10 protein-coding genes are annotated in these 13029 nt (G+C 71.3%); 2 read left to right on the top strand and 8 right to left on the bottom strand.

Going from position 1 to position 13029, the window contains the following annotated elements; all coding sequences use genetic code 11:
- Positions 1 to 79: 79 nt before the first annotated feature.
- Positions 80 to 1222: a ribosome small subunit-dependent GTPase A gene (rsgA, locus tag ACIDOF_RS25050; RefSeq protein ID WP_409008333.1), complete on the bottom strand. Its 1143-nt coding sequence runs from the start codon at positions 1220 to 1222 to the stop codon at positions 80 to 82.
- Positions 1223 to 1705: 483 nt separating this feature from the next.
- Between rsgA and ACIDOF_RS25045 the strand changes: the two genes are divergently transcribed.
- The gene (locus ACIDOF_RS25045; RefSeq protein WP_409008332.1) at positions 1706 to 3439 is read left to right on the top strand and encodes a pentapeptide repeat-containing protein; all 1734 of its coding nucleotides are present in this window, start codon (positions 1706 to 1708) and stop codon (positions 3437 to 3439) included.
- A 166-nt stretch (positions 3440 to 3605) separates the two neighbouring features.
- Here ACIDOF_RS25045 and ACIDOF_RS25040 read toward each other — a convergent pair whose 3' ends face one another.
- The 3 genes from ACIDOF_RS25040 to ACIDOF_RS25030 form a co-directional block, all read right to left on the bottom strand.
- Positions 3606 to 5003 (bottom strand): MFS transporter, encoded by a 1398-nt coding sequence (locus tag ACIDOF_RS25040; protein ID WP_409008331.1) that lies wholly within the window; start codon positions 5001 to 5003, stop codon positions 3606 to 3608.
- 186 nt (positions 5004 to 5189) lie between these two features.
- Positions 5190 to 6371, bottom strand: a complete 1182-nt coding sequence (locus ACIDOF_RS25035; RefSeq protein WP_409008330.1) for a D-alanyl-D-alanine carboxypeptidase family protein — start codon at positions 6369 to 6371, stop codon at positions 5190 to 5192.
- A gap of 99 nt (positions 6372 to 6470) precedes the next feature.
- Positions 6471 to 6866 carry a MerR family transcriptional regulator gene (locus ACIDOF_RS25030; RefSeq protein WP_409008329.1) on the bottom strand — a complete coding sequence of 132 codons (396 nt, stop codon included), beginning with the start codon at positions 6864 to 6866 and terminating at the stop codon, positions 6471 to 6473.
- A 181-nt stretch (positions 6867 to 7047) separates the two neighbouring features.
- Here ACIDOF_RS25030 and ACIDOF_RS25025 point away from each other — a divergent pair, with 181 nt between their 5' ends.
- Positions 7048 to 8583, top strand: a complete 1536-nt coding sequence (locus tag ACIDOF_RS25025; protein ID WP_409008328.1) for a SulP family inorganic anion transporter — start codon at positions 7048 to 7050, stop codon at positions 8581 to 8583.
- Positions 8584 to 8669: 86 nt separating this feature from the next.
- On the opposite strand, the gene ACIDOF_RS25020 is transcribed toward ACIDOF_RS25025, so the two are convergent.
- Genes ACIDOF_RS25020 through ACIDOF_RS25005 form a run of 4 tightly spaced genes read right to left on the bottom strand, consistent with a single transcriptional unit; the run spans position 8670 to position 13026 of the window.
- A complete protein-coding gene (locus ACIDOF_RS25020; RefSeq protein ID WP_409008327.1) occupies positions 8670 to 9881 on the bottom strand; it encodes an amidohydrolase in 1212 nt (403 codons plus the stop codon).
- A gap of 33 nt (positions 9882 to 9914) precedes the next feature.
- Positions 9915 to 10928: an ABC transporter ATP-binding protein gene (locus ACIDOF_RS25015; protein ID WP_409008326.1), complete on the bottom strand. Its 1014-nt coding sequence runs from the start codon at positions 10926 to 10928 to the stop codon at positions 9915 to 9917.
- The gene (locus ACIDOF_RS25010) at positions 10925 to 12025 is read right to left on the bottom strand and encodes an ABC transporter ATP-binding protein (RefSeq protein WP_409008325.1); all 1101 of its coding nucleotides are present in this window, start codon (positions 12023 to 12025) and stop codon (positions 10925 to 10927) included. The genes ACIDOF_RS25015 and ACIDOF_RS25010 overlap by 4 nt, the downstream gene beginning before the upstream one ends.
- Complete coding sequence (locus ACIDOF_RS25005; RefSeq protein WP_409008324.1) at positions 12025 to 13026, bottom strand: ABC transporter permease; 1002 nt, start codon at positions 13024 to 13026, stop codon at positions 12025 to 12027. The genes ACIDOF_RS25010 and ACIDOF_RS25005 overlap by 1 nt, the downstream gene beginning before the upstream one ends.
- Positions 13027 to 13029 lie beyond the last annotated feature (3 nt).

Here is a 13029-nt window from a genome sequence, read left to right as displayed (position 1 = left end):
GTACGGGTTTCGCGCCCCGTACCCGAAGTGTTTTCCGCGACGGTCGCGACCTGAGCGTTCCCGCTGCGGTCGCGCCCGGTCAGTACCGGTGGCGCGCCGACGAGGGGCCGCGCTTGGCCTCCATCGCCGCCCGGCCCTGCGCCTGCTTGACCCGCCACTCGCGGCGGATCTCGCCGCGCAGCCGGGCGTCCGTCTTGGCGACGATCCGCCGGTTCTCGCGCAGCAGCTTGCGGTAGCTCTGCAGCCGCCGCTCGGACAGCGCGCCCTCGTCGAGCGCGGCGAGCACGGCGCAGCCCGGCTCGGACTCGTGCGCGCAGTCCAGGAACCGGCAGTCGGCGGCCAGTTCCTCGATCTCCGCGAAGACCTGCCCGACGCCGGACTCGGCGTCCCACAGGCCCACTCCGCGCAGCCCCGGGGTGTCGATCAGCACGCCGCCGCCGGGCAGCGCGAGCAGGTTCCGCGTGGTCGTCGTGTGCCGGCCCTTGCCGTCGACGTCCCGGGCGGCCTGCACCGTCATCACGTCCGCCCCGAGCAGGGCGTTGGCGAGCGTGGACTTCCCGGCGCCGGACTGGCCGAGCAGCACGCTGGTGCCGCCCGCGACGACCGCCGCGAGCACTTCGGTGCCCTCCCCCTCGGTGGCGCTGACGGGCAGCACCTGCACGCCGGGCGAGGCGGACTCGACGTCGGCGACGAGGTGCCCGAGCGTGGCGGGGTCGGGGACGAGGTCGGCCTTGGTCAGCACGACGACGGGCTGGGCGCCGGACTCCCACGCGAGCGCGAGGAACCGTTCGATCCGGCCCAGGTCGAGCTCGACGGCCAGGGAGACCGCGATCAGGGCGTGGTCGACGTTGGCGGCGAGGATCTGGCCCTCGGACCGCTTGGACGAGGTGTTGCGCAGGAACGCCGTACGCCGCGGCAGCAGCGCCCGTACGTACCTCGGGTCGCCGCCCTCCGGGTCGAGGGCGGTCCAGTCTCCGGTGCAGACGACCTTGGCGGGGTCGCGCGGCACGACGAACTCGGTGTCGGCGCGGACCGTCCCGGCCGGCGTGACGACGTCGCACTGCCCGCGGTCGACCCGCACGACCCGGCCGGGCACGAGCCCCTGCTCGGCGTACGGCGCGAACACCGCCTCCCAGTCCGCGTCCCAGCCGTACGGGGACAGCGGGTGCGCGGGCAGCGAGGACGAGGACGACGCGGAAGAAGAAACGGAAGAGGAATTCAAGGGGAACCCTTCACAGGGCGGCCCCGGCTGCGCACGAACGGTGCGGTGTCAGTGGGTGGTTCAGCCGGTGACCACGGGGGCGGAAACGACGGACTTCTGGACGCGGGCAGCGCCCGTCACAGCGACAGTCATCAGTCACACCTCCCGGAACACACGGCTGCTGCGGGCCGCTTGGAGCAGCCCTTCGGAACGGGTCCAGGATAGGAAGGCCGGCGCATCGGCCGCCAATGGTTTTCGCGGTGCGGCCCGGCGGGCCGGGCCGGTTGTCCGAATTCACTTGGGGCGAGGGCGACTTGGGCGTCGTCGGCGGCAGGATGGGCAGGCGCCGCCCGCCGTCATCGCCGCCCCTCGAAGGGCGCACACGCCTGGAGCCGCCCGCCCATGAGCACTCCCCCTCCTCCCCCGCCCGAGCGGCCTGACTGGGCGCACTGCGGACACGGGGCGGCTCCGCCCGCCGACCCCGTGGGCTGTTCCGGCGTCCGTGTGGCCGGATACACCGCGTGCCTCGCCCACCTCTCCGACGTCGAGCGCGACACCTACCTCACCGGCCTTTCACCCGGCGCCGACATCGACCACCGGGGCACGCCCTTCACCGAGCAGCTCCTCCGTTCCCTGCTCGGCGCCTTGCTCGATCCCGCCACCCGGCTTCCCTGCCTCGGCGCCTCGCGGTTCGGCTTCGCCACGTTCACGGGCAGGGCCGATTTCGGCTCGGCGACCTTCAGGGGCGGAGTCGATTTCGAATCGGCCACCTTCCAGGACGAGGCCCTGTTCAAGGAAGCGAATTTCCTGGACGGCGCCTGGTTCGGATCGGCGGTCTTCGAGAGCACCAATGGTTTCTCATCGGCGACGTTCCACAGACAAGCCTGGTTCGCCTATGCGACGTTCAGGAAGGATGCCCAATTTCCGGCGGCGAGCTTCGGCGATGCCGTGTTCGCGCGTGCGGTCTTCCAGGAAAGTGCCCTCTTTCCGTTCGTGACTTTCAAGGAAGAAGTCGCGTTCTACGCATGCACCCTTCAAGGCGATGCCCGCTTCGACGCGTCGACGTTCCAAGGCAGCGTCGGTTTCCACGGGACGACCTGCGAAGGCGACGCAAGCTTCGAGGGTGCGGTCTTCGAACAACCCGTGACGCTCGGGCCGTTGATGTGCGCCGGGCGAGTCAGTCTGTCCAGGGCGATGTTCAGCGGTCCGGCGAGCGTCGAGCTCGCCGCGCACCGCCTGGAGTGCTGGCGGACCCGCTGGCTGTCGACGGCGGAGCTGCGTCTGCGCCACGCGACGGTGGACCTCTCCCAGAGCGTCCTCGAACACCCGCTCACCATCGCCTCGGAGCCCGCCCTCTTCACGTTCTTCGACGAGCAGCCTTTGACAGAGGAACTCCTCGCCAACTCCCTTGGGAACACCGTGCGGTTGGAGTCGCTGCGCGGGGTGGACACGGCTCATCTGGTTCTCTCCGACCTGGACCTGTCGCGCTGCCTGTTCGCCGGGGCCGTACATCTGGACCAGCTGCGGCTGGAAGGCAACTGCACCTTCGCGTCGGTCCCGCCCGGCAGACGCTGGCGGCGCGGGCTCCCCCTCTGGTTCACTCCGCGTCGCACCCTCGCCGAAGAACACCACTGGCGCGCGAGCCGGCCGGGCGGGGTCCGGGGATGGAATGCGGCAGAGGGCAACTCCCGTATCGGCCCCCTGCAGTTGGCGCCGATCTACCGGGCTCTGCGCAAGTCGTTCGAGGACGGCAAGCACGAGCCGGGAGCGGCGGACTTCTACTACGGCGAAATGGAAATGCGCCGGCACGCCGAAGACATACCGCGGGGTGAACGCGCCCTGCTCCGCGCCTACTGGCTCCTGTCGGGCTACGGCATGCGAGCGTCCAGGGCCCTGGTCTGGCTCGCCGCCGCCATGGTCGTCACGATCACGCTGCTGATGGCCTTCGGACTCCCCCAGGAGTCCCCGAAGCAGCAGGCCACCGGCGTCGTGCCGCCCGGCGGAGGCAGAGTCACCCTCGAGATCGACAAGGACGACCCGCAGAACCCCACCGGCGACAGGTTCACGGGCAGACGCTTCGAGAGGGCCCTCAACGTCACCCTCAACTCCGTGGTGTTCCGCTCCAGCGGACAGGACCTGACCACGGCCGGCACCTACATCGAGATGACCTCGCGCCTCCTCGAACCCGCCCTCCTCGCCTTCGCCGTCCTCGCCGTCCGCGGACGCGTCAAACGCTGACGGCAACGCCCCCCGGCACACGACGAAGCCGCCCGGCGTCCTGGCGGAACGGCGGGCGGCTTCGGCGGGCGGCTTCGGTGGGCGGAGGCCGGTGGACGGCGGCGGGTGGCGGTACGACCCCACCCCGCTACACGCCGACCCGTTCACCCGTGGCGTCCCCTTCCTGTCAGGCCGCGGGGGCGGGCGGTTCGGCGCGCATCGCGAGCAGGGTGACGAGGCCGCCGAGTGCGGCGATCGCGGCGGCGCCGAGGAACGCGGCGCCGAACCCTTCGGTCAGGGCGGGCAGGTCGCCGAGCCGGCCGGCGCCCTGGGACGCGGCGAGTGCGGTCAGGGCGGCGAGGCCGAGGGCGGAGCCGACCTGGTAGGTGGTGTTGACGATGCCGGAGGCGAGCCCCGCCTGCTCCTGCGGCGCCCCGGACATGGCGGCCATCATCGCCGGGATGTACGCGAGGGACATGCCGAGGGCGGCGACCAGCGAGGCGGGCAGGACGTCGACGACGAACGACCCGGTGGGCTCGACCGCCGACAGCCACACGAGTCCGGCCGCGAGTACGAGGAGTCCGCCGCCGATCAGGGGCTTGGCGCCGAAGCGGGCGAGGAGCTTCGCGGTGACGGCCGTCATGAAGATCATCAGCAGGACGGTCATCGGGAGGAGCGCGGCGCCCGAGGCGAAGGCCCCGTAGCCGAGGACCTGCTGGAGGTAGAGGTTGAGGAAGTACCACATCGGGATCCACGCGGCGCCGAGCAGCGCCATGGCCAGGTTGGCGGAGCCGAGGCGCGGCACGCGCCAGACGGCGAGCGGCATGAGCGGCCGGCGCACCGACTTCTGGATCACCAGGAAGAGCACCAACAGGGCGGCGGCGCCGACGAGTTGGAGGACGGTTGCGGCGGAGCCCCAGCCGACGTGCTCGGCGCGGACGATCGCGAACACGGCGAGCGCGAGACCGGCGGTGACGGCGGCGGCGCCCAGGACGTCGACGGCGCCGCGGCGGGACTCGACGGCGGGCAGGAGCTTGGTGGCGGCGAGGGTCGCGAGGCCGATCGGCACGTAGATGACGAAGATCCACGGCCAGCTCAGCCACTCGGTGAAGACGCCGCCGAGGAACACGCCGGCTGTGCCGCCTGCGGGTGCGGCGGCGCCGTAGAGGGCCATCGCGCGGCCCAACTCCCGCGGGTCGTGGGCGAAGAGGACCATCAGGAGGGTCATGGCGGACGGGGCGATCAGCGCGCCGCCGACGCCCTGCACGGCCCGTCCGGCGATCTCGACCCACGCGGTCTGGGCGGCCGCGGCGACGACGGATCCGGCGATGAGGACGACCCAGCCGGCGTTGAAGACCTTGCGGGCGCCGAGGAGGTCGGAGAGCCGCCCGCCGAGCAGCAGCAGTCCGCCGAAGGCGATGACGTAGGCGTTGAACACCCACTGCAACTCGCCCTGGGAGAAGCCGAGTTCGCGCTGCATCTCGGGGAGTGCGACTCCGATGATGCTGGTGTCCATGATCACCATGAACTGCGCGGCGGCGAGCACGAGCAGTGCCCACCAGCGTCTGGGGTTGGCCGTAGACATGATCCCATCCCTTCACCTGGATACCCCCACGGGGTACCTGACGCAGGGAAACATAACATACCCCCGAGGGGTATCAAGGGGGCTGGTCGTGAACTACGTCCAAAAGCCCGCTGGGCCCTACGACCGAAGACGGAGGCGCCCGGCGGATCAGCCCCGCCGGGCGCCTCGTCGAACCTGGAACAGCCGCTACCACTCCGCGCGCACGCCGCCTTCCCTCCGCAGACGCCGCCGCCGTACGACATACGCGGCCCACGCGGCGAGCACCGCCACGCCGACGCCGGTCGTCGCGCCCGCGGTGCCGGCCCAGCCCTCCTCGTCGGCCCCGGCCGCCGACGGCGCCGCGGCCGCGGCGCCCGCGACGGCCTTGGGCGCGGGCGGTTCGAGCGAGCCGACCGGGCGCACGTGCCCGTCGGCGGCGAAACCCCAGTCGAGCAGCGCCCGCGCCTCCTCGTACACCGCGAAGCCGTCGCCCTGCTGCGGGTTCATGACGGAGACGACGAGCGTGCGGCCCCCGCGCTTCGCCGCGGCGATCAGCGTGTGCCCGGCCCCGCTGGTGTAGCCGTTCTTGACCCCGATGATCCCGGGGTACGGGGCGACGCCGTCGGCGCCGGACAGCAGCCGGTTGGTGTTCTGGATGTCGTACGACCAGGCACCCTCGGGGAACTTGGCGAGCGCCGTCGAGCAGTAGCGGCGGAACTCCGGGTGCGCGAGCCCGGCCCGCCCGAACACGGCGAGGTCGTACGCGGAGGAGACCTGGCCCGGGGCGTCGTACCCGTCGGGCGAGACGACATGGGTGTCGTGGGCGCCGAGCGCGCGGGCCTTGGCCTGCATGCGCCGGGCGGTCTCCCGCCAGCCGCCGTTCATCTCGGCCAGGACGTGCACGGCGTCGTTGCCTGAGCTGAGGAAGACCCCGCGCCACAGGTCGGCGGCCCGGTAGGTGCGACCCGCGTCCACGCCGACGAGGCTGCTGCCCTCGCCCACGCCCGCGAGCTCGGCGTCGGTCACCGTGTGCTGTGCGGTGCCCGGCACTTGGGGCAGGGCGGTGAGGGCGAACAGGGTCTTGATGGTGCTGGCGGGCGGCAGTCTGCGGTGCGCGTCGTGCGCGGCGAGCACGTCACCGCTGTCCGCGTCGGCCACCACCCAGGACAGCGCCGAGACGTCGCGCGGCAGGGCGGGGGCGGAGGGCCGCGCCCTGACCTGGGTTCCGGCGCGGTACAGCCAGGCGGGCGGGGCGGCGGCCGCGGGGTGCGGCGGAGTGGGTTCCTGTCGTGGGCCGGCGGCCGAGGCGGGGGCCGGGGCGAGGAGTTGGGCGCCGAGCACCGAGACCAGGGCGCCGGCAAGGACGACGCGCACAAAGGAAGGAATCATCCGTTAAACGTATGAATCACCCTTGATGCTCCCCGGAACCCCGGGCCGCAGGTCGGACTCCGGCACTCGGATGGCGGACCGCACCCCGGTCCGGAGCGGCTACGCCTCCAGCCTGCCGCGCAGCGTCGCGGCGAACTCCTCGGCCATCGCGAGGCGGCTGCGGAGCTTCTCGCAGCGGGCGTCGGCCTCCTCGCGGTAGGCGTCGAGGCGCTCGCGCAGGAGCTTCAACTCCTCGTCCGCGGGCGGATCGTCGGTGGCGCCGAGGCGGTCGGTGACCTCCAGGAGGTCCCGCATCTCCTCCAGGGAGAAGTCGAGCGGCTTCATCCGGCGGATCACCATGAGGCGGTCGACGTCCGTCGCCGTGTAGAGACGGAAGCCTCCCTTGCTGCGGGCGGAGGGGATGACGAGGCCCACTTCTTCGTAGTGACGGATGGTGCGCAGCGACAGGCCGGTCCGTTCGGCCACCTCGCCGATCTGCATCTGCCGCTCACTCATCGCCGTGCTTTCTCCTTCTGGCCACCGGTTCTTCTGGCCACCGATTCGAACTCTTCCCTCACGTCAGGGTAGAGTTTGGGAGGCGCTCGCCGGAGCCGTGCCTCGATCGGTAAAGGGTACGGGGGCGGGCCGACTCCAAGACTTCCGGGCGACGGCGCCCGCTCCCCTGAGAAACGGTTGCATGTCCACACCGCTGTCCCCTGCCCAGAACCCTTCCCCGACCCCGTCCCCGAAGCGCCCGGGGCTGCGGCTGTCCCGGCCGGACTGGCTCGCCTCGCCGAAGGTGTTCCGTACCGAGGTGCTCGCCGGGCTCGTCGTGGCCCTCGCGCTGATCCCCGAGGCGATCTCGTTCTCGATCATCGCCGGGGTGGACCCGAGCATCGGTCTGTTCGCCTCGTTCACGATGGCCGTCGTGATCTCCGTCGTCGGTGGCCGCAAGGCGATGATCTCCGCCGCGACCGGCGCCATCGCCCTGGTCATCGCGCCCCTCAACCACGAGTACGGGCTCGGCCACCTCGTCGCCGCCGTTATCCTCGGCGGGCTGTTCCAGGTGGTCCTGGGCGCCCTCGGCGTGGCCCGGCTGATGCGGTTCGTGCCGCGCAGCGTGATGGTGGGCTTCGTCAACTCGCTGGCGATCCTGATCTTCATGGCGCAGCTGCCGGAGATGCGGAACGTGCCGTGGCCCGTCTATCCGCTGATCCTCGGGGGCCTCGCCCTCATGGTGCTGTTCCCGAGGATCACGAAGGCCGTGCCCGCGCCGCTCGTCTCGATCGTGATCCTCACCGTGATCACCGTGGGCGCGGGCATCGCGGTCCCGACCGTCGGCGACAAGGGCGAGCTGCCCTCTTCCCTGCCCGTCCCGGGTCTGCCGGACGTGCCGTTCACGCTGGACACGCTCACCACCATCGCGCCGTACGCGTTCGCCTTCGCGCTCGTCGGCCTGATGGAGTCGCTGATGACGGCCAAGCTCGTCGACGACATCACGGACTCCCGCTCCGACAAGACGCGCGAGTCCATCGGGCAGGGCATCGCCAACATCGTCACCGGTTTCTTCGGCGGCATGGGCGGCTGCGCCATGATCGGCCAGACGATGATCAACGTGAAGGTGTCCGGGGCGCGCACCCGACTCTCCACCTTCCTGGCGGGTTCGCTGCTGATGGTGCTGTGCATCGTCTTCGGGCCGCTCGTCTCGGACATCCCGATGGCCGCACTCGTCGCCGTCATGGTCATGGTCTCCGTGGCCACGTTCGACTGGCACTCCATCAAGCCCAGGACGCTGAAGCGGATGCCGGTCGGCGAGACCACGGTCATGGTCGTCACCGTCGCCTGTGTGGTCGTCACCCACAACCTCGCCGTCGGCGTGGTCGTCGGCTCCGTCACGGCGATGGTGATCTTCGCGAAGCGGGTCGCGCACCTCGCCCAGGTCTCCGCCGTCGTCGACCCGGACGGCAAGCAGGTCGTGTACGCGGTCACCGGCGAGCTGTTCTTCGCCTCGTCCAACGACCTGGTCACGCAGTTCGACTACAAGGACGACCCGGACGACGTCGTCATCGACCTCACCGACGCGCACATCTGGGACGCCTCGTCCGTCGCCGCGCTCGACGCCGTCGAGACCAAGTACGCCGACCGCGGCAAGAAGGTCACCATCGTCGGCCTCAACGAGCCGAGCGCCGCCATGCACGACCGCCTCGCCGGCCAGCTCACCGCCGGCCACTGACGGACGTACGGACGAGCAGCAGCGAAGGCCGCCCTCCCGGTCCGGGAGAGCGGCCTTCGCATGTCGGTGACGTACGTCGACAGGGCTCAGCGGCCGACGAGTTCGAGGCCCTCCGCGACGACCACGCCGTCGTGCAGGACCGTGCGGTCCGTGCCCCGGTCCATGACCGCGCTCGTCGGGGTCTCGCCGTCGACCAGGAGCAGGTCCGCGCGGTCGCCGACGGCGAGGCCGGGGCGGTCGGCGGTGCCCGCGAGGCGCGGGACGTCGTGGCTCATGATCGAGGCGCCGCCCATCGTGCCCACCGCGAGGCACATCTCGATGTGCTCGTCCCGGCGGAAGTTGTGGGTGAACGCCAGCTGCCAGGTGCGGTCGAGCATGTCGCAGTTGCCGTACGGGCTCCAGTAGTCGCGCTGGCCGTCCTGGCCGAGGCCGACGCGTACGCCCGCCTCCGTCAGGTCGACGAGGGAGAGCTGGCCGCGCGCCGACGGGGCGACCGTGGCCATGGCGACGTCGAGCTCGGCGAAGGCGTCGATCAGGCGGCGGCTCTCCGACTCGGAGACCGAGCCGAGCTCGTAGGCGTGCGACATCGTGACCTTGCCCTGCATGCCGAGGGCGCGGGTGCGCTCCAGGATCAGATCGGTGGAGAAGATGCCCAGATGGCCGGGCTCGTGCAGATGGATGTCGACCTCCACCTGGTACTTCTCGGCGAGCCCGAACACCACGTCGAGGTGGCCCTTCGGGTCCTTGTCGAGGGTGCACGGGTCGATGCCGCCGATCACGTCGGCGCCCGCCTTCAGGGACGCCTCCAGGTAGTCGGCGGTGCCCTCCTCGCGGAGGATGCCCGCCTGCGGGAACGTCATGATCTGCACCTCGGCCTGCCCCGCGAACTTCTCCTTCGCGGCGACCACGGCCTCGAACTTCTCCAGCTTGCAGTCGACGTCGACCTGCGCATACGACCGGACCCGGGTGGTGCCGCGGGCGATCATGCGCTCCAGGGTGCCCGCGACCCGCTCCTGCAGCGGGACTTCGGCGTCCCGCCAGTTCTCGCGGTCGTTCATCATCATCGTCCAGACGCCCGGGCCGCCGGTGTGCGGGCGGAACGGCAGGCCGATCCGGGTCGAGTCCAGATGGACGTGCACGTCGCTGAAGGAGGGCAGGAGCAGCCGCCCGCGGCCCTCGACCGCCCCTCGCGCCGGATGTGCGGCCGGGTCGTGCGGGCGGACCGCGGCGATGCGCGCGCCGGACAGCTCGACATCGCTGCGCTCCCCGCCCCAGGGGCGGACGTCACGGATCAACATGGTTCGGTCACCTTTCACTTGCGCGGATCTGGGTCATTCGGCGGCGACGGCGGTACGGAGCGTCTCCCCCACGAACTCCGTGTGGTGGCAGGCGACTTCACGGTGCGGGACGCCCGTACGGCACAACTCCTGCCGTTCCGCGCCGAGTTCGGCGTAGGCCGGGCAGCGCGTGCGGAAGACGCAGCCGCTCGGCGGGTTCGCGGGGCTCGGCAGGTCGCCGGTGAGGCGGATGCGGCCGCTGCGGTCCGCCTCCGGGTCGGCCTGCGGTACGGCGGAGAGGAGGGCGCGGGTGTAGGGGTGGCGCGGGGCGCCGAACACCTCGTCGGTGGGGCCGTGTTCCATGATCCGGCCCAGGTACATGACGGCGATGCGGTCGGCGAAGTGCTTGACGACGGACAGGTCGTGGGCGATGAACAGATACGCCACGCCGGTGTCCCGCTGGATGTCCTGCAGCAGGTTGATCACCTGGGCCTGCACGGACACGTCGAGGGCCGAGACCGGCTCGTCGCAGATGATCAGGTGCGGGTCGAGGGCGAGGGCGCGGGCGATGCCGACGCGCTGCTTCTGGCCGCCGGAGAATTCGTGCGGGAACCGGTTGTAGTGGTCGGGGCGCAGGCCGACCCGGTCCATCAGGTCCCGCACCTTCGCCTTGACGCCGCCGGGCGGTTCGATGCCCTGGGCGAGCAGCGGGGCGGCGATGGCGCTGCCCACGGACTGGCGGGGGTTGAGCGACGACGACGGGTTCTGGAACACCATCTGCACGCGCCGCCGGTACTCCTGGAGCCCGGAGCGGCGCAGCTCGGCGATCTCCTGCCCGTCGAGCTTGATGGACCCGGAGGTGGGGTCGAGGAGCCGCATCAGGAGCCGGCCGGTGGTCGACTTGCCGCAGCCGGACTCGCCGACGAGGCCGAGGGTCTGGCCCGCGTCCACGGAGAAGGAGACCCCGTCGACGGCCTTGATGAGCCCGCGCTGGGAGCGCAGCAGCGAGGAGCCGCCGCGTACCGGGAAGTGCTTGGTGAGGTCGGTGACTTGGAGCAGCGGCGTCATCGCGCCACCTCCCGTGCGGGGTCCGTGGGCCGTGCGGGGTTCGTGGGCGGTGCGGGGTTCGTGGGCGGTGCGGGTTCCGTGGGCGGTGCGGGTTCCGTGGGCGTGAGGTGGCAGCGGGACGGGTGCCCCACCGAGCCCGCGCCGACGGTGAGGGTGGGCCGGGTCGTCGTACAGGCCTGGTCCGGCACCTGGTGGGTCTGCGGGCAGCGGTCGGCGAACAGGCAGCCGTCCGGGAGGGCGAGCAGGGACGGCGGGAAGCCGGGGATCGGGGCGAGCCGGTCGGACGTGCCGGCGAGCGACGGCATCGACGCCAACAGGCCCTGGGTGTACGGGTGCCGGGGGTCGCGGAAGAGTTCGGCGACGGTGGCCTGCTCGACGCACTCGCCGCCGTACATGACGACGACCTGGTGGCAGACCTCGGCGACGACGCCCAGGTCGTGGGTCACGAGGATCACCGAGGCGCCGGTCTCGGACTGCAGCTCGCCGAGCAGGTCGAGGATCTGCGCCTGCACGGTGACGTCGAGGGCCGTCGTGGGCTCGTCGGCGATGAGGAGTTCGGGCTCGCAGACGAGAGCCATGGCGATCATCGCGCGCTGCCGCATACCGCCGGAGAATTCGTGCGGGTAGGCGGAGTAGCGGCGGGCCGGGTCGGGGATGCCGACGCGGCCGAGCATGTCGACGGCGACGGCCGCGGCGGCCTTCCTGGAGACCGCGTTGTGCACCCGGTACGCCTCGGCGATCTGCGCGCCCACGGGGTAGAAGGGGTGCATGGCGGAGAGCGGGTCCTGGAAGATCATGGCGATCTTCTTGCCGCGGTAGGCGCGCATCTGCGCCTCGGTGAGCGGCACGAGATCCTCGCCGTCGAGCAGGATCTGCCCGCTGACGGTGGCCCTGCTGCCCTTGAAGAGTCCCATCAGGGCCTGGCTGGTGACGGTCTTGCCGGAGCCGGACTCGCCGACGATGCCGACGGTCTCGCCGCGGGCCAGGGTCAGGTCCATGCCGTTGACCGCGTGCACCACGCCGTCGTCGGTGGGGAAGGAGACGTGCAGGTCGCGGATTTCGAGGAGCGGTGTGCGTACGGGAGTTGTCGTGGTCATCAGGCGACCCTCACTCGCGGGTCGATCACCGCGTAGGCGGCGTCGACCACGACGTTGGCAACGATGATGAAGAACGCGGCCATCATCGTGATGGCCATGGTGACGGGCAGGTCACCGGCCTGCGCGGCGCGCACCGCGGTGAAGCCGATGCCCGGTACGGAGAAGATCTGCTCGGTGAGGACGGCCCCGCCGAGGAGCAGCCCGATGTCGAGGCCGAGCATGGTGACGACGGGCGTGATGCCGGCCCGGGCGCCGTGCTTGAAGACGATGCCGCGGCGGGACAGGCCCTTGGAGCGGGCGGTGCGCATGAAGTCCTCGCCGAACGTCTCCAGCATGTTGCCGCGGGTGACGCGGATGTACTGGGCGGAGAACAGCACCGCCAACGCCACCCACGGCAACAGGTAGTTGAGGAACCAGGCGCCGGGTCCGGCCGCGCCGAACGGGGAGGCGATCTCGTTGGTGGTGAACGGCAACAGGTCGAGGCCGCTGACGAAGACGAGCAGCAGCAACAGGCCGGTCACCGGGATGGGCAGGGAGACGCCGACGGAGGCGGCGCCCACGATCAGCTTGTCGGTGAGCTTGTCCTTGCGGAGCGCGGCGAGCAGCCCGAGGCCGACGCCGACGAGGGTCCACAGGACGATCGCGCCGCTGGCCACCGACAGGGTGTACGGCAGGGCCCGCTCCAGGATCGCGGTGACGTCCTCGTTGGTCTGGAAGGACTTGCCGAGGCAGGGCCACTCGCACACGGTCTGCGTGCCGGGTGCGCCGACGAGCCGGCTGTCGAGGAGCCCCGACATGTAGCTGACGTACTGGGACAGGAACGGCTGGTCCATGCCGAGGGCCACGCGGGCCTCGGCGACGCGGGCCGGGGTGCACTCCTGTCCGCAGGCCGCCGCGGCCGGGTCGGCGGGCCCCAGTTGGAACAGGCTGAACGTGACGAAGCTGATGACGACCAGCAGGGCGATCATCGCGGCGAACCGCCGCAGCAGGAAACCGGTCATGGG

This window comes from Streptomyces sp. Da 82-17, from assembly GCF_046098215.1.
Taxonomy (GTDB): Bacteria; Actinomycetota; Actinomycetes; order Streptomycetales; family Streptomycetaceae; genus Streptomyces.
Note: the sequence above shows the minus strand (reverse complement) of the source record. Positions and strands in the feature narration are given on the sequence as shown.

What these genes read in the sequence shown, in the direction of transcription:
- ACIDOF_RS25040 (WP_409008331.1), bottom strand. Translation starts at nt 5,003, where the DNA reads ATGTCTACGGCCAACCCCAGACGCTGGTGGGCACTGCTCGTGCTCGCC.
- ACIDOF_RS25035 (WP_409008330.1), bottom strand. Translation starts at nt 6,371, where the DNA reads ATGATTCCTTCCTTTGTGCGCGTCGTCCTTGCCGGCGCCCTGGTCTCG.
- ACIDOF_RS25030 (WP_409008329.1), bottom strand. Translation starts at nt 6,866, where the DNA reads ATGAGTGAGCGGCAGATGCAGATCGGCGAGGTGGCCGAACGGACCGGC.
- ACIDOF_RS25025 (WP_409008328.1), top strand. Translation starts at nt 7,048, where the DNA reads ATGTCCACACCGCTGTCCCCTGCCCAGAACCCTTCCCCGACCCCGTCC.
- ACIDOF_RS25020 (WP_409008327.1), bottom strand. Translation starts at nt 9,881, where the DNA reads ATGTTGATCCGTGACGTCCGCCCCTGGGGCGGGGAGCGCAGCGATGTC.
- ACIDOF_RS25015 (WP_409008326.1), bottom strand. Translation starts at nt 10,928, where the DNA reads ATGACGCCGCTGCTCCAAGTCACCGACCTCACCAAGCACTTCCCGGTA.
- ACIDOF_RS25010 (WP_409008325.1), bottom strand. Translation starts at nt 12,025, where the DNA reads ATGACCACGACAACTCCCGTACGCACACCGCTCCTCGAAATCCGCGAC.
- ACIDOF_RS25005 (WP_409008324.1), bottom strand. Translation starts at nt 13,026, where the DNA reads ATGACCGGTTTCCTGCTGCGGCGGTTCGCCGCGATGATCGCCCTGCTG.